17 protein-coding genes and 2 pseudogenes are annotated in these 17,576 nt (G+C 73.5%); 5 read left to right on the top strand and 14 right to left on the bottom strand.

From position 1 onward, the window contains the following. Positions 1 to 302 precede the first annotated feature (302 nt). The 5 genes from BGK67_RS31425 to BGK67_RS31405 are packed head-to-tail and all read left to right on the top strand — an operon-like array spanning position 303 to position 7,795. Positions 303 to 1,580, top strand: a complete 1,278-nt coding sequence (locus tag BGK67_RS31425; protein ID WP_069923234.1) for a phenylacetate--CoA ligase family protein — start codon at positions 303 to 305, stop codon at positions 1,578 to 1,580. Further along, positions 1,577 to 2,926, top strand: a complete 1,350-nt coding sequence (locus BGK67_RS31420) for an MFS transporter (protein WP_079154479.1) — start codon at positions 1,577 to 1,579, stop codon at positions 2,924 to 2,926. The genes BGK67_RS31425 and BGK67_RS31420 overlap by 4 nt, the downstream gene beginning before the upstream one ends. Continuing rightward, the gene (locus BGK67_RS31415; protein ID WP_069923233.1) at positions 2,923 to 4,068 is read left to right on the top strand and encodes a GNAT family N-acetyltransferase; all 1,146 of its coding nucleotides are present in this window, start codon (positions 2,923 to 2,925) and stop codon (positions 4,066 to 4,068) included. Before BGK67_RS31420 ends, BGK67_RS31415 begins: the two co-directional genes overlap by 4 nt. A 23-nt stretch (positions 4,069 to 4,091) precedes the next feature. Next, a complete protein-coding gene (locus tag BGK67_RS31410; RefSeq protein WP_069923232.1) occupies positions 4,092 to 5,240 on the top strand; it encodes a LuxE/PaaK family acyltransferase in 1,149 nt (382 codons plus the stop codon). After that, on the top strand, positions 5,237 to 7,795 hold the full coding sequence (locus BGK67_RS31405) for an acyl-CoA reductase (protein WP_244291371.1): 2,559 nt from the start codon (positions 5,237 to 5,239) through the stop codon (positions 7,793 to 7,795). Before BGK67_RS31410 ends, BGK67_RS31405 begins: the two co-directional genes overlap by 4 nt. An 8-nt stretch (positions 7,796 to 7,803) precedes the next feature. Here BGK67_RS31405 and BGK67_RS31400 read toward each other — a convergent pair whose 3' ends face one another. The 14 genes and pseudogenes from BGK67_RS31400 to BGK67_RS31335 form a co-directional block, all read right to left on the bottom strand. Then, positions 7,804 to 8,022, bottom strand: coding sequence for a DUF4287 domain-containing protein (locus BGK67_RS31400; protein WP_069923231.1), 219 nt, complete (start codon positions 8,020 to 8,022; stop codon positions 7,804 to 7,806). A gap of 72 nt (positions 8,023 to 8,094) precedes the next feature. After that, positions 8,095 to 8,778 carry a DUF998 domain-containing protein gene (locus tag BGK67_RS31395; protein ID WP_079154478.1) on the bottom strand — a complete coding sequence of 228 codons (684 nt, stop codon included), beginning with the start codon at positions 8,776 to 8,778 and terminating at the stop codon, positions 8,095 to 8,097. 208 nt (positions 8,779 to 8,986) lie between these two features. Continuing rightward, positions 8,987 to 9,860, bottom strand: a pseudogene (locus BGK67_RS31390) (aminotransferase class I/II-fold pyridoxal phosphate-dependent enzyme). Positions 9,861 to 9,954: 94 nt separating this feature from the next. Beyond that, the gene (locus BGK67_RS31385; RefSeq protein WP_069923230.1) at positions 9,955 to 10,623 is read right to left on the bottom strand and encodes an HAD family hydrolase; all 669 of its coding nucleotides are present in this window, start codon (positions 10,621 to 10,623) and stop codon (positions 9,955 to 9,957) included. 13 nt (positions 10,624 to 10,636) lie between these two features. Beyond that, the gene (locus BGK67_RS31380; protein ID WP_069923229.1) at positions 10,637 to 11,602 is read right to left on the bottom strand and encodes an LLM class F420-dependent oxidoreductase; all 966 of its coding nucleotides are present in this window, start codon (positions 11,600 to 11,602) and stop codon (positions 10,637 to 10,639) included. A 95-nt stretch (positions 11,603 to 11,697) separates the two neighbouring features. Then, positions 11,698 to 12,108: an SsgA family sporulation/cell division regulator gene (locus BGK67_RS31375; RefSeq protein WP_069923228.1), complete on the bottom strand. Its 411-nt coding sequence runs from the start codon at positions 12,106 to 12,108 to the stop codon at positions 11,698 to 11,700. A 96-nt stretch (positions 12,109 to 12,204) separates the two neighbouring features. Next, positions 12,205 to 12,582, bottom strand: coding sequence for a hypothetical protein (locus tag BGK67_RS31370; protein WP_141754098.1), 378 nt, complete (start codon positions 12,580 to 12,582; stop codon positions 12,205 to 12,207). A gap of 43 nt (positions 12,583 to 12,625) precedes the next feature. Next, positions 12,626 to 12,745: pseudogene (gene gvpK, locus BGK67_RS41280) on the bottom strand (gas vesicle protein GvpK); the annotation flags it as partial. Positions 12,746 to 12,772: 27 nt separating this feature from the next. Then, positions 12,773 to 13,075 carry a gas vesicle protein GvpO gene (gene gvpO, locus BGK67_RS40820; RefSeq protein ID WP_069923226.1) on the bottom strand — a complete coding sequence of 101 codons (303 nt, stop codon included), beginning with the start codon at positions 13,073 to 13,075 and terminating at the stop codon, positions 12,773 to 12,775. Between the two features lie 51 nt (positions 13,076 to 13,126). Further along, positions 13,127 to 13,390 (bottom strand): hypothetical protein, encoded by a 264-nt coding sequence (locus tag BGK67_RS31355; RefSeq protein WP_069923225.1) that lies wholly within the window; start codon positions 13,388 to 13,390, stop codon positions 13,127 to 13,129. A 448-nt stretch (positions 13,391 to 13,838) separates the two neighbouring features. Further along, a complete protein-coding gene (locus tag BGK67_RS31350; RefSeq protein WP_069923224.1) occupies positions 13,839 to 14,948 on the bottom strand; it encodes an aryl-sulfate sulfotransferase in 1,110 nt (369 codons plus the stop codon). Between the two features lie 25 nt (positions 14,949 to 14,973). Then, positions 14,974 to 15,972 (bottom strand): ABC transporter substrate-binding protein, encoded by a 999-nt coding sequence (locus tag BGK67_RS31345; protein ID WP_069923223.1) that lies wholly within the window; start codon positions 15,970 to 15,972, stop codon positions 14,974 to 14,976. Positions 15,973 to 16,036: 64 nt separating this feature from the next. Continuing rightward, complete coding sequence (locus tag BGK67_RS31340) at positions 16,037 to 16,753, bottom strand: ABC transporter ATP-binding protein (protein WP_069923222.1); 717 nt, start codon at positions 16,751 to 16,753, stop codon at positions 16,037 to 16,039. Continuing rightward, a complete protein-coding gene (locus BGK67_RS31335) occupies positions 16,750 to 17,529 on the bottom strand; it encodes an ABC transporter permease (protein ID WP_069923221.1) in 780 nt (259 codons plus the stop codon). Before BGK67_RS31335 ends, BGK67_RS31340 begins: the two co-directional genes overlap by 4 nt. Positions 17,530 to 17,576 lie beyond the last annotated feature (47 nt).

Below are 17,576 nucleotides of genomic sequence, written 5' to 3'. Positions count from 1 at the left end.
CCGGGGTGGAGCTCCTCCCCCGCGGGCCGCACGCACGGGGCGTGGTGTCCGGCACCCGCGGCCGGAGCACGACTGGGACGTAAATACTGGCGCACAGCACCGCCCTGGCCGGAAATACTTGCCCAATTTGGTGACAAGCGCACTGATGTTTCATCATCATGACCGCGCGTCACCTTTCGACGTGCGTCGAGGAGGCGGGGGCGCCGGGGGGTCCCCCGTTCACACCGGTCGTGCCCGCGGGCGAGTACTCGCCGCGCACCGCCGGGACTCCCGTCCCCTTCCCATCACCTAGGCAAAGGCCCATGTCCGCCCAGCAACTCTCGGACCTCATACGTTTCGCCCGGCACAACTCGCCGTTCTACCAGGACCTCTACGCATCCCTGCCGTCGCACGCCGACCGCCTCACCGACCTACCGGTGGTCGAGCAGAAGGCCTTCTGGGCCGCCAACTCACCTCACGAAAACCGCGTGTTGACCGGCCCGCTCAGCGAGGCCACGGTCTACAAGACCGGCGGCACCACCGGGTCCCCGAAGTTCTCCGTCTACACACGCGACGAGTGGCGCACCTTCGTCACCTCCTTCGGCCAGGGACTCGTGGACACGGGCCTGCGCCCGGGACACCGCGTCGCCGACCTCTTCTACGCCGGCGAGCTGTACGCCAGCTTCCTGTTCGTCCTCGACTCGCTCGCCCACGCACCCGTGGACAACGTCCGCCTGCCCATCGGCGGCGGCGCACCGCTGGAGTCGACGATCCCCACCCTGCGCGACCTCGCGGCCCAGGTGCTGGCCGGCACGCCCACCACCCTGTGCCGGCTCGCCGAACAGACCATCGCCTCCGCCGTCCGGCTCGACTCGGTGGAGCTGCTCCTCTTCGGCGGCGAGGCGCTCTTCGACGACCAACGGCGCCTTCTGACCGCCGCGTTCCCCCGCGCCGAGGTGCGTTCCGTGGGATACGCCAGCGTCGACGCCGGCCTGCTCGGCCGCCCCGTACCCGGACCCGACGCCCGGGTGCACCGGGCCTTCACCCCGTACTCGGTCGTCGAGATCCTCGACGATGCCACCGACGAGCCCATCACCGAGCCGGGGCGGCCCGGCCGGGTGGTCGTCACCAGCCTCTTCCGGCGCCTCATGCCGATCATCCGCTACCCCGCGGGCGACCGGGCCGAGTGGACCGGCACCGGGCCCGGCCACTTCCGGATCCTCGGCCGCGCCGAGGAGGGCGTACGGGTGGGCCCTGTCTCCCTCTACACCCAGGACGCCCAGGACGCCGTGGCCGCGGCGGACACCGCGGGGCACGTGGCCGGCCTGCAGCTCGTCGTCCGCCGCTGGGACGGCCGCGACGGGCTGGTCCTGCGGCTGGCGGCGGCCCCCGACGCTCCCGGCCGGCTCGCGGCCGACCGGGACGCGCTGGCCAGGTCCGTGGTCAGGGAGCTGGAGACCGTACGGCCGCTGTATCCGGACAGCGTGCGCGCCGGGTTCGTGCACCCGCTGTCCGTGGAGTGGGCGCGCCACCGCGACCTCGCCGTCAATCCGCGCTCGGGCAAGCTCGTCCGGGTCCTGGACGAGAGGCCGACCGCATGACCGCCTCCCCCGTGGCCGCGCCCGAGACCGACGCCGGGGCGGAAGCCGGGGCCGGCGGCCGGCGCGCTCCGCTGATCCTGCGCAACCGCGCCTTCGGCGCCGTGTGGCTCGGCCAGGTCCTCACCCAGGGGGCCGTGCGCATGTTCCAGGTCGGCGTGTCCTGGTGGATCGTCGCCTACGCCGTCCACGACGCCCGCGGTCTGGCCTCCGGGCTGTTCATGGCGGTCTGCACCCTGCCCGCCGTGGCGCTGGCGCCCGTCGTGGCCCGGGCCGTCGCCCGGTTCGCGCACCGTTCGGTGCTGTGGACCGCCGCCGGACTGGCCGGGGGCGCCGCGGCCGCCCTCGCGCTGTGGGCGTACGGCGGCGGGATGCCGCTCGCCACCGTGTACGCCGCCGGCCTCGCGCTGGCGACCTGCCAGGCGTTCTTCGACCCCTGCCTGACCACCTCGGTGCCCGAACTCGTCGACGACGCCGACATCGAGACGGCCACCGGCTTCGAGCTGTCCACCCAGTCCCTGGCCGGCCTGGGCGGGGCGCTGCTCGGCGCCCTCACCGTCGACCGGGCCGGGGTGGCCGGGCTGGCCGCCGGGTGCGCGGCCGCCTACCTGGCCGCCGCCCTCCTCGTCGCGAGCGCCCGATTCCGCACCGCCGCGGCCGCCGCGACCGCATCGGCCGCCCCGGACGCCGTGACCGCCCCAGACGACCCGGAGGCCCCGCCGGCAGCCGTGCCGCAGCGGCGCACGCTGCGCCGCATCCTCGGCGACCTGCCGTACGTACGGCGGATCCTGGTCTGCTTCGCCGCGGCGAACCTCTTCACCACCGCCGTGTTCGTCGTCATCCCCCTCTACACCCGCTCGGTCCTCCAGGGCGGCGGTGGCACGGTGGCGCTGCTGGAGGCCGCCCTGGGCACCGGTGCGCTCGTCGGCGCCTTCACCGGCGCCCGGGTGCCGGGGCGGCCCACGGTCGCCGGCGCCTACTGCCTGGGCCTCATGGCCCTCGCCCTGGCGCTGCCCGGGCTGATCGCTCAGCGTCCCGTCGTCGCGGGCTGCCTGGCCGTGGCCGGATGGTGTGCCGGGGCCGTCAGCGTCCGCTTCGTGGCCCTCTTCCAGCGGCTGGTGCCGACGGCGGACAAGCCCGGGTTCTTCGCCGTGATGCAGGCCGTACTGGGCGCCTCGCTGCCGGTGGCCTCCCTGGTGTTCGGCACCGCCGGTGATGTCCTGTCGCCGCAGACGCTGTGCCTGATCCAGGGAATCGGCCTGGTCCCCGCCGCCTGCGCGCTGGCCCTGCTCGGGTCCCCCGCGGCGGACGCGGACCGGCGTACGCAGCCCCTCGGGGGCAGCCGGTGAACCCCGTCATCGCCCCGGCCACCAGCGCGGACATCGCCGAGCTGCGCCAGCTCTACTACGCCGTGTACGGGCCGCACTACCCGGTGGCCCTCGGCACCGACCCGGCCGAGATGGCCCGGTTGATGGCGGACGCGCACTCCTTGTGGCTCGTCGGCCGCTGCGCGGACAGCGGCGCCCTGACCGCGTCCGCCGCCATCCACGGCGAGCCGGGCAGCCGCATCGGCCGCCTGGAGGGGATCGCCGTCCACCCCGGGCACCGCTCGGCGGGCCTGGCCGCCGCCCTGACCGGGGCGCTGTGCGCCGGGATGCTGGACACGGGCCGGCTGGACTCGGTGTACGCGACCGTACGCACCGTCAGCGCCGGTCCGCAGCGCGTCGTCGCACGCAACGGCTTCCGCCCCCTGGGCATCCTGCCCAACGCGGTGGATCTCCGCAGCCGCGAGAGCCTCGCGCTCTACGCGCGTCACTCCGCAGGCGTGCTCGATCGCCGGATCCCCGTCGCCGAAGTACCCGCCCCGCTGCTGCCGTTGCTGCGCACCGCCGGAGCCGCCCTCGGCATCGGCTACCCCGGCGTCCGGGCCGCCGCCGACCCGCTCCCCGCGCCCGCACCCCAAGGGGCGGTCGAACGGCTGGAGTTGATCGAGGCGCCCGCCTTCGTCCGCCGCCGCTTCCGCGAGCGGTTCCCCGGCGCCGAGGGCTGGTTCTACCCGCTGCACACCCCGAACGTGCTGCTCACCCCGGAAGACGGCCGGTTCGAGGTCTACGCCTACGTCAACCGCGCCGGCGGATACGCCTGTCTGCTGACCGCGCACCCGGACCCGGCCGCCGCCGCCGCGTACCTCGAACCCGTCACCCGCGCCCTGGCCCGTGCGGGCGCCGGCTACGTCGAGGCGCTGGTGCCCCTCGCCCACCAGGAGGCCCTCTCGGCCTTCCTGGCCCAGGGGTTCGTCGCCGGAGCCCTCTACCCGGCGATGCGCGCGGACGGTGACGGCTTCCACGACTACGCCGTCCTGTCCCGTTCCAGCGAGCGGATCGACTTCCGCGGCGTCGCCGTCGAACCACCCCTCCAGCCCTACCTGGACTGCTACGTGTCGGCCTGGGCGTCGACCCACCTGCCCACATCCTCCGAGGTTGCCTCATGAGCCCCACCCACCCCATGCATCCCATGAACCCCCATCTCGCGCCGGTCTCCGTACCCGACCCGGCCCTGCTGCCGCACGTTCAGCAGCTGTGCGACCTGACCGATCCGTACGCCTTCGGGCCCGCGGAGGACGAGCTGTTCGCGGCGGCCATGGCGGAGACCAACGCCTGGCACACCGAGCGCTCCGCGTTCTTCCGCTCCCTGTACGAGGCCACTCCCCCGGCCGAGCCCTACCGCGCACCGCTCGTCCACGCGAACTTCTTCAAACGGCACGAGGTCCTCTCCATCCCGCGCGAGGAGGTCGATCTGCACCTGACCTCCTCGGGCACCACCGGCCAGAAGTCGCAGATGTTCTTCGACCGGTGGACCATCCGCTCCGCCCAGCGCATGGTCGCCCGGATCTTCGAGCACAACGGCTGGATCACCCCCGACCAGGAGGTCAACTACCTGCTGTACAGCTACGAGCCGGCTCCCTCGCTGAACCTCGGTACCGCCTTCACCGACAACTACCTGTGCGACTTCGCCCCGGCGCGCAGCGCCGAGTACGCCCTGCGCAACACCGGCGGCGACCACGAGTTCGACCCCTTCGGGTGCGTCGCCGCGCTGCGCCGCTTCGAACGGGAGGACGCCCCGGTCCGCATCCTCGGCTTCCCGGCCTTCCTCTTCTTCACCCTGGAGCGGATGCGCGCGATGGGACTGCCTCCGCTGCGCCTGCCCGAGGGCTCCCTCGTCGTCCTCGGCGGCGGCTGGAAGGGGCACGCCGATCGGCGCATCGGCAAGGAGGAGCTGTACACCCGCGTCACCGAGCAGCTCGGCATCCCGGGCGAGCGGATCCGGGACACCTTCGGGTCCGTGGAGCACTGCATCCCGTACATCGAGTGCGACCACCACCGGCTGCACGCGCCCGTCTGGTCCCGGGTGGCGATCCGCTCCACCCGCACCCTGGAACCCCTGCCGTACGGCGAGCGGGGCTACCTGCACCTCGTGTCGCCGTACATCACCTCGGTGCCGGCGCAGAGCGTGCTCATGGGCGACCTCGCCTCCCTGCAGCCGGGCGACGCCTGCGGGTGCGGGCTTCGGACCCCCTGGTTCACCGTCCACGGCCGTGCCGGGGTGAGCCGCAACCGCAGCTGCGCGGTGGCCGCAGCGGAACTGATGAAGGGCATGGCGTGACCGTGACGGAGAACAAGGCCGCGTACGAGGACCACGGCGACGGCGCGGGCGCCGCGCCCCACTACTGGCAGGGCGCCTTCGTCGGCGACGAGGAGGCCGGGCGCCGCCTCGCGGATCTGCCGGCCGCCGTCGGGGCCGCTCTGGCCGAAGGACTGGAGACCGAGACCGTCCTGGCCGCCTGCGACGCGCTGGCGACCGCCCTGCGCGACCCGGCCCACCCGCTGCACGCCCGGCTCGCACCGCACCTGCCCGCGGGCGAGGACCCGGCCCTCCTGGCCGAGCTCGGCGGCCTGCTCAGCCGGCGGGAGCTGACCCGCAAGCTGCGCCGCGAACTCGGCAGCGCGACACCCGGCCGGCTGAACCGGGCCGATCCGCGCGAGACGGTCTACGAGGCGTGGGCTCCCGTCGGTCTGGTCGCCCACATCGCCCCGGGCAACGCCTCGACGGTCGCCCCGCTGAGCATCGTCGAGGGCCTGCTCGCCGGGAACGTCAACGTCCTCAAGACCAGCGGCGGCGACACGCTCCTGACCCAGCACCTGATGGCCGAGCTCGCGGCCCTGGACCCCAGCGGTGCGCTGGCCGCGCGGATCGTCGTGCTGCGCTTCCCGTCCTCCCGGCAGGAGTGGCTGCGCCTGATGTGCGCGCCCGCGGACGCCGTCGCCGTATGGGGCGGGGAGGGGGCCGTCGAAGGGGTGGCGGCCCATGTGCCGGCCGGCTGCCGGCTGGTGGAGTGGGGGCACCGGATCTCCTTCGCCTACCTGACGAGTGACGCCTGGTCGGATCCCGGCACGCTCGACGCCCTCGCGGACGATGTGTGCCGCTATGAGCAGCAGGCGTGCTCCAGCCCCCAGGTGGTCTACCTCGACACCGAGGACGAGGGCGAGGTGTTCGCCTTCGCCGAGCGGTTCGCCGCCGTCCTCGCGGCCCGGCCGCCGGCCGCGGCCGACGTGTCGGCGGGCGAGCCGGATCCCGCCGAGGCGGCCGAGCTCACCACCACCGAGCTGATGGCCCGGCTGGAGGAACACCTGGGCCTGACCCGGGTGTTCGCCGCGCCCGACGGTTCGTGGCGGGTCATGGCCGACACCCGGTCCCCGCTCACCGCCTCGCCGCTGCACCGCAGCCTGTGGGTCAAGCCGCTGCCCCGAAAGCGGCTGATCGCCACCCTGCGCCCGATGCGCCGCTACCTGCAGACCGCGGGCCTCGCGGGCAGCCCGGCCGACATCGCCGAGCTGTCCCGCACCGCCCTCGCCGCGGGCGTCACCCGCGTCACGCCGGTCGGCGCCATGCCGGACAGCTACACGGGCGAGCCGCACGACGGGGTCTACGCCCTGCAGCGCTACAGCCGCCGCGTCGCGGTCCAGGCCGACCCGGTCCGCTTCGCCACCACCGCATGCCTGGACGACCTGGCCCGCCCCGTCGTCCTGCCGCGGCCCGCGGGCCCGCTGCTGGGCAAGGAGGACGTGCGGAAACTGGGCGCGCGGGTGGCGCGGGCCGATGCCGAGCTGTACTTCCGCAGCGGAGGCAGCACCGGTGCGCCCGCGCTGTCGCTCTTCAGCTACGACGACTACGACACCCAGATGCACGCCGCCGCCCGCGGCCTGCTCGCCGCCGGCTACGACCCGGTCGGCGACCGCACCGCCAACCTCTTCTACTGCGGCGGCATGTACGGCAGTTTCATCAGCTTCTTCTCGGTGCTGGAACGGCTGGGCGGGGTGCAGCTGCCGCTGTCCGCGGGGCCCGACCACCGCGCCACGGCGCAGGCCCTGATCGACCACGGGGCGGACACGCTCTTCGGCATGCCGTCCTACCTGTGGCAGCTGCTGCACGCGGAGGAGGAGGCGCTGCGCGCGTACGGAGGCCTGCGCAAGGTCTTCTACGGCGGCGAGCACTTCACCGAGGAGCAACAGCGCACCTTGAAGGAGCAGTTCGGGATCGAGACGGTCCGCTCGATCACCTACGGCAGCACCGACCTCGGCCCGCTCGGCTACCAGTGCACCGAGAGCTCCGGCGGTGTCCACCACCTGCACTCCGACCTCCACACAATGGAGATCCTGGATCCGGTCGAGGACCGGCCGGTGGCGCCGGGCGAGACGGGCCGGCTGGTCTTCACCACGCACGCCCGGCGCGGCCAGCACCTGGGCCGGTACGTGATAGGCGACCTCGGCCGAGAGGTTCCGGGCCGCTGCCCCTGCGGCCGGACGGCGCCCCGCTTCGAGCTGCGGGGGCGCACCGGTGACGTGATGCGGGTGGCGACGTACTTCCTCAGCCACCGCCGCTTCCTGGCCCTGGCCGGGGAACAGGGCGGCCACCGCGGGGAGCTGCAGATCCGGCTCGACCGTACGGACGCGCGCGAGCGGCTGACCGTACGGGTGGAGCGGGCCGGGGCGACGGACGCGGAGCGGCTGCGGGAGGCCTTCCTGTCCGGCTACCCGGAGCTCCGCTCGGCGGTGGCGGAGCAGCTGCTGGACCTGGCGGTCGAGGCGGTCGACGGGGCCTCGCTGGACCGCAGCCCCACCAGCGGCAAGCTCCTCGCGGTGGTGGACGCACGCGGCTAGGCCGTGGGTCAGCCCTCCCTGCCCTCGTCCTCGGCGCGCGTGTGCGCGACGAGGGCGTTGGCGTGGCCGTGCCCCAGGCCGTGTTCGGACTTGAGCCAGGCGACGAGCTCCATGTGCTTGGTCAGCGGCGAGGACCGGATGAGGTCCTTCCACTCCGCGATGGGGCGGCCGTACTTCTTCTCGATCGAGGGAAAGTAGCTGGCTGGGCCGTTCACGGTGTCGGGCATGAGGTACTCCGTCTCATGGGTGGAATGATCTTCTTCGTAGGGCCGCATGCTGCTCGAAAGAAGGGCGGTTGGCTAGGGGTGCGACACATCGGTGAGCAGGCGGGCCGTCACCGCGGCAAGCCAGACGAGGCCCAGCCCCGCGCCGAGGGTGAAGGCCAGGACGGTGGCGGAGGAGCCCGCGAACCCGGCCAGGACACCCAGCGGAACCAGACGCGAGGCCACGGCCCAGCCGCGGTGTCCGCGGGCTGCGAGCGGGCCGGCCAGGACGAGGAACGCGGCACACAGGGCGAGGTAGCCGGCCATACCGCTGATCATGTGCGCGGCGCCGTCCGCGCTGAGCGAGGTGGCGTCCGGGGCGCCGGCCGGGAATCCGGCTCCGGCGTCGGCCGCGAAGAGGGCGGCTGCCAGGAACGAAGCGGCGAGCACGCCGACCAGGACCGGCCCCCACGTTCCGCCGGCTCCTCGGCGGAGCGCCCGGCGCAGCCCGATCGCGCCGGCGGCGAGCAGGGCGGCCGTGAGCAGGAAGTTCGCCGTCTGGATCCAGCCCGCCTCGCCGAGGGCCAGCTGACTGATCGCGTTGCGGGTGAACGCGAAGCCGTCACGCGTGAGGCCCTGGGCGGTGCCCGCGACGAGGAACAGCGGGCCCGCCAGCACACCGCCCCTCAGCAGGAGCCTCGTCGCCCGGGGAGCTTGCGCGGGTCCTGCAGGGGTGGAACCGGCGCGACGGGCGATCGGGGCGGTGAGCGTGCGGGGCATGGTCCCTCCTCGTGCGCCGCTTCGGAGAACCAACCCGGCGGCGCTTCGGCGTCGTTGGTGGATAGACCCCGGGAGGAGCGAGAACTCATCGGTCCCGCGAACATGAATCACGGTGCGGTGCCGGGGTTCTTGGCGTTCACGACCTCGGGCGAACCGCGGAACCACCGCGAGAGCCGCAGGGGCGCGGGGGCGCCGCCTGCGGCGGGGTCTACTCCTCGCGCGTCACCCGTACGCTCGTGACCTGCGTGTCGACCGCGTCCGGTACGAACATGCCCGCCTCGACCCCGGAGCGCAGGTAGTGGAGCACGTCCTGGGTGAGGCGTTCCCCGGGCAGGGCCGCCGGGATGCCCGCCGGGTACGGGGTCAGCATCTCGGCGGCGATCCGCCCGTGGGCCTTGTCCCAGGGAACCTGTTCCGTCGGGCCGAAATAGGCGTCACGGGGCAGGGCCGCCTGCTCCAGCCGCATCCGGGGTGGCTGGGGCACCTGCACGGGCCGACCGGTCCGAAGCTCCGCGGCGTGGGCGGCGAGGTCGGTCAGGGCCGTCAGCAGGGCATCGGCGGTGCCGTCGTCGTCGGCGTGGGTGAGCTGGGCGCTGAGGCGGCGGTGGTCGGCGACGTGGAGGTTGACCCGGTGGTGCCGGCGCAGCCAGTCCGCGGCCGGTAGCCGGTCACCTCCCACGCGCTGATGTCGAGGATGATCTGCAGGGGCTCCATGTCCGCTGCCCGGCCCGGTCCGCAGAAGTCGTCCCGGCCGTGCACGCGCGCTCGTGGGGGCCGGCGACGGACAGCACGGCCGACTTCACCGACAGGGAGCTGCCGCAGGTGGAGAAGAACGCGTGGTCGGCGCCGACGGCCTCGGCCATCAGCGCCTGCGCCGCCTCCACGACCGCCTGGGAAGCCGTCCGGTCGTCCAGGCCGCTGGTGGCCAGTACGTCGGAACGGAACACCGCGTCGCCCAGGACGGCCCGCACCCGGGGGTCGACGCCGCGGCCCTGCTCGTGCCCGGGGGGTGTGAAGGGGGTCTGGCCGCTCTCTTGGTAGGCGGCCAGCGCTTCGAGTACCGGTGCCTTCGACTGGTTCATGGCCCGCGCCTGCCCGGAGGCAGCCGGGGAAAACGATGATCCGGAAGGGGGAGGGCCCCGGACTCCTGGCGTGGAGCCCGCCCTTCGCGCGGGGTCAGGCGGGTACCCGGGAGAACGGGCTCGCGCCGAGTCCGGCCAGGAGATCGGCCGGGTCGCGGTAGACGGCGACCGCTCCGGCCTCCTCCAGGTCGCCCCGGGGGATCCCGCCGCACAGCAGGCCGACGACGGTCACGCCGGCCCGCTCGGCCGCCTTCATGTCCCAGACGGAGTCGCCGACGAACACCGCGCGTCCGGGTGGTACCTGCGCCAGTTCGAGGGCGTGCCGGACGGGGTCCGGGGCGGGTTTGCCCTGCTCGACGTCATCGGAGGTCGCGGTGTCCGTGATGGCGTCGTCCGCGTCGATGGCCTTGCGCAGGGCCTTGAGCTCCCTGTCCTTGGCCGAGGTGACGAGCAGGACCTTCCACCCGGCCTTCGAGAGGGTGCGCAGCAGCCGCGCGGCCGAGTCGAAGGCGGGGAGCCGGTCGAAGTACGTCGCGTACAGCGTGTCGTGGGAGGCGCTCATCCGGTCGTCGTCGGAGTGGTCCCGGTCCTCGCCGAGCAGGTGGTCGAGGAGGTCCTCGCCGGGCAGGCCGATCGACCGGTGGATGGCGTGCATGGGCACGCGGTGCCCGGCCTGCCGCAGGGCCTCCCACCAGGCGGTGACGTGGAGGTGGTTGGTGTCCGCGAGGGTGCCGTCGACATCGAAGAGAGCAGCGCGGTTCATGGCGGCGTCGTCCTCACAGTTTCCGCAGGGCGGGCAGCAGCTTGGCCTCGGCCCACTCCAGGAACGGTTCCTGGTGGTCGCCGCCGATCTGGACGAGGGCGACCTCGGTGAAGCCCGCCTCCGCGTAGGGCCGCACCGCCTCCACGAACGCTTCGACGTCGTCGCCGCACGCGATGGCCTCGGCCACGTCTTCGGGCCGGGTGTGCTGCGCGGCTTGCTCGAAGCCGGTCGGGCCGGGGAGTTCGGCGTTCACGCGCCAGCCGCCCAGGGCCCAGCGGAACTGGTCGTGGGCGCGGGACACGGCAGCGTCGCGGTCGGGGTCGTAGCAGACGGGGAGCTGGCCGACCCGGGGCTTGCCCGCGCCTCCGTGCTCGTCGAACCGCCGCAGGAGCTCCGCCTTCGGCTCCGTGGCGATCACGAGGTCGCCGTGGCGGCCCGCGACCTCGCACGAAACGGGGCCCGAGACGGCGATCCCGATCGGGGGCAGATCGTCGGGGACGTCCCAGAGCCTGGCGTTCTCGACGTCGAAGTGCGTGCCGTGGTGGCTCACGTACTCGCCGGTGAACATCCGCCGGATGATGTCGACGGCCTCCTCCAGCATCTCCAGGCGTACGTGGGCCGCGGGCCAGCCCGCGCCGACGATGTGCTCGTTGAGGTTCTCGCCGGAGCCGAGGCCCAGCCGGAAGCGGCCCTCGGACAGGATCTGCAGGGTCGCGGCCTTCTGGGCGACGACCGCGGGGTGGTAGCGGAAGGTCGGGCAGGTCACGTATGTCATCAGCGGGATCCGGGAGGTCGCCTGCGCCGCCGCGCCCAGGACGCTCCAGGCGTACGCGGCGTGCCCCTGCGACTCCAGCCAGGGGAAGGAGTGGTCCGAGATAACGGAGAAGTCGAACCCCGCCCGCTCCGCTCCCACCACGTGGGACACCAGCTCTCGCGGGCCTGCCTGCTCGGTCATCATCGTGTACCCGATTTGCACCATGGGTGGCGCCTTGCCGCGATCGGGCCGTACGAAACCCTCCCGCGGCCACGAGCCTTCGGATGGCTCAGCGGCCGCGGGGCGGGATCCGTCGGGAGTCATCGGGCCAGGAACTCCTCGAGGAGCTTGTCCAGGTCGAGGAACTCGTCGCCGGCGCGGACGACCGTGTACGTCTGCTCCAGGAAGGCCGCGAGCGCGCGGGCCTCCACGAAGAGGACGGCCTGCCCGTGCGGCCCGCTGCATCCGCCGCGCAGGTCGACCCGGAGCTCGCCGGCGCCGGATCCCTGGCGGGGGCGGAAGGCCACGTCGCCCTCCCCCACCGGACGGTGGAGCCCCTCGGCCAGCATCTGCCGGTCGAAGTGCCAGCGTGCCAGGACGCTGGGGCCGTCGAAGAACGCGGCCTGTACCTCATAGGGAGCACCGCTGTCGTAGGAGAAGCGGGCGAGAAGAGGCACTTGACCCGTCGTCGCATCGAGGCGCACGACGATCAGAGCGGACACGCTGGACATCAAGGGGCCTCCTGGCTGGGCTGCACGGCTGCGCTCGTGTGCCCCCCATCGCCCCTGCCACACTGGACCGATCGAGGGAACCGAGGGGCAGCGGGATCAGATACGTCCGCCGGTGAGCCTCGAGAGCGGTCCGCGCTGCCGCAGGCCCGCGCGGCGGCCCGCGCTGTAGGCGGTGGTCACGACGACCGCGCCGGCGGTGGCGGCTCCGGCCGCGATGGCCTTGCGGGCCCGTACCGCGGTCCAGATCCAGCCGGCTCGGCCGACCGTGCCGCGGACGGCCTGCGCGGCGGCGGCGGTCTTCTCCGCCAGCGGGGCGGGCAGCGCCGCGAGGGCGCGTCCGGCACCGCTCGCCGCGTCGGAGGCCGCCCTGGCTCCGTCGCGGGCCCCGGTGGCGGCCTGGGGGCGGGGCTTGGTCCCGTTCGAGGAGCCGCCGGACATGGAATGGCTGTTGGTGGCCTTCTCGGATTCAGTCATGACTCGCGTGTGACCGAAAGCCCGTGCGGTAAACCCATCGGGCTCACAGGAGTTTACCGAGGGGGCCGAGGTCGATGTCGAGGTCTTCGGGCTCGAGCCCGAAGCGGGTGCGCAGGAGGTCCATGCGGTCTTCCAGGAGCATCAGGGTCAGGCCGAGGCGCTCTCGGGACGGGCCGGGAGCCGCCGCATTTCAGCGGCGGTCCGCACGGCCCCTTTCGTAGCGGCGGATGCGCCGGTAGCCGATGAGCTCGCCTTCGGCGTCTACTTCGACGTCGTACGAGGCGAGCAGCGTCATCGTGTCCGGGACGCGCGGCAGTTCGACGATTTCGACCGAGAGTTTCCAGGTGCCGTCCTCGGCGCGCTCGCACGAACTGACCGCCTCCGTCGGCAGGCCGAGCAGCTGGGAGAGCTGCTCCTTGGCCGCGAGGATCACCGCTGCCGGGCTCGGGGGCTTTCGTGTTGGCCACGACTTCCTCCTGCCGCGTATGACCATCTGCCCCGACCTCACACCGAAGGGGATGCGGCGCAGACGGATTTCCCACGTTCAACGGAACCCCTTGGCGCGGGACAGGGCCCACACCCCCGCGGCGGCGAGGGCGATCTGCGTCAGCCACTCGGCCCAGTCGACGCCGCGCGTGTCCGCCACGCCCCAGACGCCCGCGAGGGCGGTCCCGGCCAAGGCGGCCGCGATTCCCACGGTGAGGGTCCACAGCACACCGATGTGCTGTTTGCCGGGCACGGCCAGTCGGCCCAGAAGCCCGATGACCACGCCGATGAGCACGGCACTGAGGACGCTTGAGATGTGCACGGTGATACCTCCTGCCGGCAAGGGGGCGGACACGACCACACGCACATGCCCGCATCCCACTCCCCCACGCAGCGGGGACCTCCGTGGGCTACGCCCGGCCGCGGGCCGTCCCCGACCGCCTCGCGGCCGGCCGGCTCACCCGGCGCCGAGGACGTTGTCGACGTACGCCGCGAGCGAGGCCCGCAGGCGATCGGGCTAAACATCGGCTTCTCGTCGACCAGGTGGGCGACGAGGTCGGCGCGGAGCGCGGCCGGCAGTGCGTGGACGGTGAACTCCGCGTCGTGGACGGCGGGCATCCGGGCGAGCTCCGTACGGAGCATGCGTGCCACCAGCCGTAGTGCTCGGCCTGGTAGGGGCTGCTGAGCCCGGCGTCCTCCGCGGCCGGGAACGCCCGGGCCGGCCGAGCGGGTCCTCCCGCTCGGCCGGCCCGGGTGCCGGATCGCCTTGTTCAGAGCCAGGGGAGCTGGTCCGCGGAGTACCGGTGGGCGCGGAAGACGGAGTTCTGGGCGCCGGCCGATGACTCCAGGCCCACTCCCTCGCCGAAGGACCGGAACTGCGGGACCACGAACTCCCAGACCACGTCTCCGCCGGGGGTCACCTCGAAGAGCCGCCCGAAGGAGCCCTCGGCGATGAAGGTGTTGCCGTTGGGGAGCCGCTGCGCGCTGGACATGTACGGGCTGTAGAAGTTCTGCGGCGGGTTGTCCTCGTACGACCACACCTGCTTCCCCGTGTGCGGGTCGAGCTCCAGCACCCGCGAGTACGGCACGGACGTGGTCTCGCGGTAGGTGCCGTTGTCGAAGACGAGGATGTTGCCGTCCGCGAGCTCGTGCGGGTGGTGCTGCTGCGCCAGTACGTCGGGGCCGATGTGCCAGAGCACGGACCCGTCGGCGCGGTCGACGGCCACGGTGGAGGAGGCGCTGCGGAAGCCCACGACGAGGGAGCCGTCGGCGCGTTCGTTGACGGTGTTGGCCATGGGCCAGTGCTCACGGGCGAAGTGCGGGTTGAGCGGGAACTCCTCGGGGTCGAGGTGGTCGATGGCGGCCCAGCGCCACACCTCCTCGCCCTCCCAGGTCAGTTCGTACACCACGTCCCCGTAGATCACCCCGCCCGGCGCTTCGGAGCCGGGGATGCCGCCCCGGATCCGGGCGGCGTCGGCCGGGTCGAGGGGTTCGACGACGGTGACGATGAGGTTCCCGTTGCGCAGCAGCGAGGCGTCGTGGTGGTGGAAGGGGTGCCTGGCCTCGCGGATCACCGTTGAGTCGGGGGCCAGTTCCTGGAAGATGCCGCCGTGGTAGACGTCCCAGATGGGGAAGAGGGTCGGACTGGCGGTGTCCTTGGCGGCGTAGAAGAGGTTCCCGTTCGGCAGGAGTTGGGCCTGGCGGCCCGGCGGGTGCGGGGAGTGCCACGTGTGGACGGGCCGGCCCTCGATGTCGACGAGGTGGATCTCGCCGGCGCTGGTGATCGGCGTGTAGAGGGTGTAGCCGCCGTAGCCGCGGGCGGGGTCATGGGCGATGAGGCCGACGCCGCGGCGGCGCAGGGTGTTCTGGTCGACGGTCATGGGGATCTCCTGTGTCGGGTGAGGCTCAGCGGAGGGTGACGGCGGCCGGGTCGACGGCCGCCAGGGGCGCGGGGTGGAGGTGGCGCAGCAGCGCGGCGCGGTCGGCGGAGCCCGGCAGGCTCTGGGCGGCCTTCGCCCAGCCGGCCTCCTGCTCCAACTGCGCCGGCAGCTCGGGCGAGAGGGTCGCGCCGTAGTCGTAGCGGGGCTGGAAGGCGTCCACGTATCCGGTCTGGAGCGCGCCCTTGGACTGCGCGAGTACGGTTTTGCGGGCGGCGGCCGGGTCGGTGGCGATCTCGCGCTGGGCCTTGAGCAGCGCCCGGAGCACGGCCGTGGCGGTCTCGTCGGTCGCCTTCGGGCCGGCGACGAGCAGGGTCCGGGCCGTGTAGCCGGTGAAGGGGAGTTCGGCGTAGCGGTCGCCGAGGGTGGTGCGGGCGGCGTCGTAGAAGCTGGGGAAGGTGACCCCGGCGTCGATGTCGCCCCGGGCCAGCGCCGAAGTGATTTGGTTCGGGGCGAGGTTCACCACCGTCACGTCCGCGGACGTCAGCTGGGCGGAGGCGAGCATCCGCGACAGGGCGTACTCGACGTTCGTCCCCTGCGGGACTCCGACCTTGCGGCCCTTGAGGGCGGCGAAGCCGGTGATATGCCGGTCGGTGCGGGTCAGCAGGCGCCAGTCGGAGAACCGGGACAGGTCCGCGACGATCCGCAGCTCGCGTCCGCCGAGCACGGCCGTGACCGCGGGCAGGTCGCCCACGACGCCGAGCTGTGCCTGACCGCCGAGCACGGCGTTCAGCGCGTCCCGCCCGCTGGGCCGGGTGGTCACGGTGGCCTCGACGCCCTCGGCGGACCACAGCCCGCGCTCCTGGGCCACGTACACGGGCGCCCCGCCGAGGTGGTCGCTCGCGGCGAGGGAGACGGGGGCGCCGGCGCGGCCGGCCGCGGGGCCGGAGGCGCCGGCGCAGGCCGAGGTGAGCGCGCAGAGCAGGGCCGCCGTCAACAGGGCGGCCACGGCGCGGGGTCTGAGCATGGGCGGGAGTCCTTCCGGGACGGTGTGGGAACAGGATGTGGAGCGGGGGGCGGGGCGAGTGGTCTCAGTCGGAACCGAGGTGACGGGCGATCAGGGAGCGCAGTTCCGGATCGGGTGGTCCGCCGGGTACGCCGTGGTCGGCGAGGACCCGGCCGGGCGCGCCGCCGAGTACGACGACCCGCTGGGCGAGGGCCAGCGCCTCGTCGATGTCGTGCGTGACGAACAGGACGGTGGTGCCGCGGCGCTGCCACAGCTCCCGCAGCAGGGTCTGCATCCGGGTCCGGGTCAGTGCGTCCAGCGCCCCGAACGGCTCGTCCATGAGCAGCACTTCGGGCTCGGCGGCCAGCGCGCGGGCCAGCGCCACGCGTTGCTGCATGCCGCCGGACAACTGCGCCGGGTACTTCTCGGCGCCGTCCGCGAGCCCCACCTCGGCCAGGGCCGCGAGGGCGCGCCGACGGCGTTCGGCACGGGGCAGGCCGAGCCGCTTGAGGGCGAACTCGACGTTCCCGCGGGCGGTTCGCCACGGGAAGAGCGCGTAGTGCTGGAAGACCACGCCCCGCTCCGGGCCGGGCCCGCGCACCGGAGCGGAACCTGCCGTCACGCGCCCTTCGGTGGGCCGGACGAACCCGGCCATCAGGTTGAGGATCGTGGACTTGCCGCACCCGCTGGGCCCCAGCAGCGCCGTGAACGAGCCCGCCGGGAGCTCCAGATCGGTGTGTTCCAGTACCGGGGCGGCGCCGTAGCGGACCGACAGCCCCTCCAGTCGTACGCCCAGGCTCATGAGGCGCTCCAGTGCACGAACCGGCGGCCGACCGCGGCGAGTACGAGGTCGACGACCACGCCGAGCAGGCCGAGCACGAGCAGCCCGGCGAACATCCGGTCCACGCGCAGGAACTGGCCGTCGATCTGGAGCCGGTAGGCCAACCCGCTGTCGGCGCCGCCGAGTTCCGCCGCCACCAGGGCGAGCAGCGCGACCGAGGCCCCGTACCGCAGGGCGGCGAGCAGCGCGGGCGCGGCGGCGGGCAGCAGCACCTCGGTGAACCGCCGGTGCAGCGGAGCCCCCAGCGACCGGGCCGCCCGCAGGTGGGACACCGGCACCCGGGAGACCCCGTCGTGGACGTACAGCCAGACGGCGAGCAGCACCGCGTACGCGATGAGCAGGCGCTTGCCGGTTTCCCCGATGCCGAACCAGGCGGTGGCGAGCGGCACCAGCGCGATGGCCGGTATGGGGCGCAGGAAGGAGACGACCGGGGTGACGGCGGCGGACAGTCTCGGCAGGTAGCCGGTGGCGAAGCCCAGCGCGCTGCCGACGGCGGCACCCAGCGCGAAGCCCTGTCCGGCGCGGGCCAGGCTGGCGCCGAGGTCGGCGGCCAGGATGCCGCTGCGGGCGCTGTCCGCGAGCGCGGCCGCGGTCTCGCCGGGCGTGGGCAGCAGCCCGGGTGCCACGGCACCGGACCGGGCGACCAGGTACCAGAGCGCGAGCACGGCACCTGCCGCGCCGAGGGCCGGGCCGAGCCAGCCGAGGGCCCGGCCGAGCGGTGAGGGGGTGGCGTACACGGAGCGGCTCCTCGGGGATTCCTCGCCTGTCGATAAGTGAGGTCAAT

The organism is Streptomyces subrutilus (assembly GCF_001746425.1).
Taxonomy (GTDB): Bacteria; Actinomycetota; Actinomycetes; order Streptomycetales; family Streptomycetaceae; genus Streptomyces; species Streptomyces subrutilus_A.
This window is presented reverse-complemented; position numbering and strand designations above follow the sequence as displayed.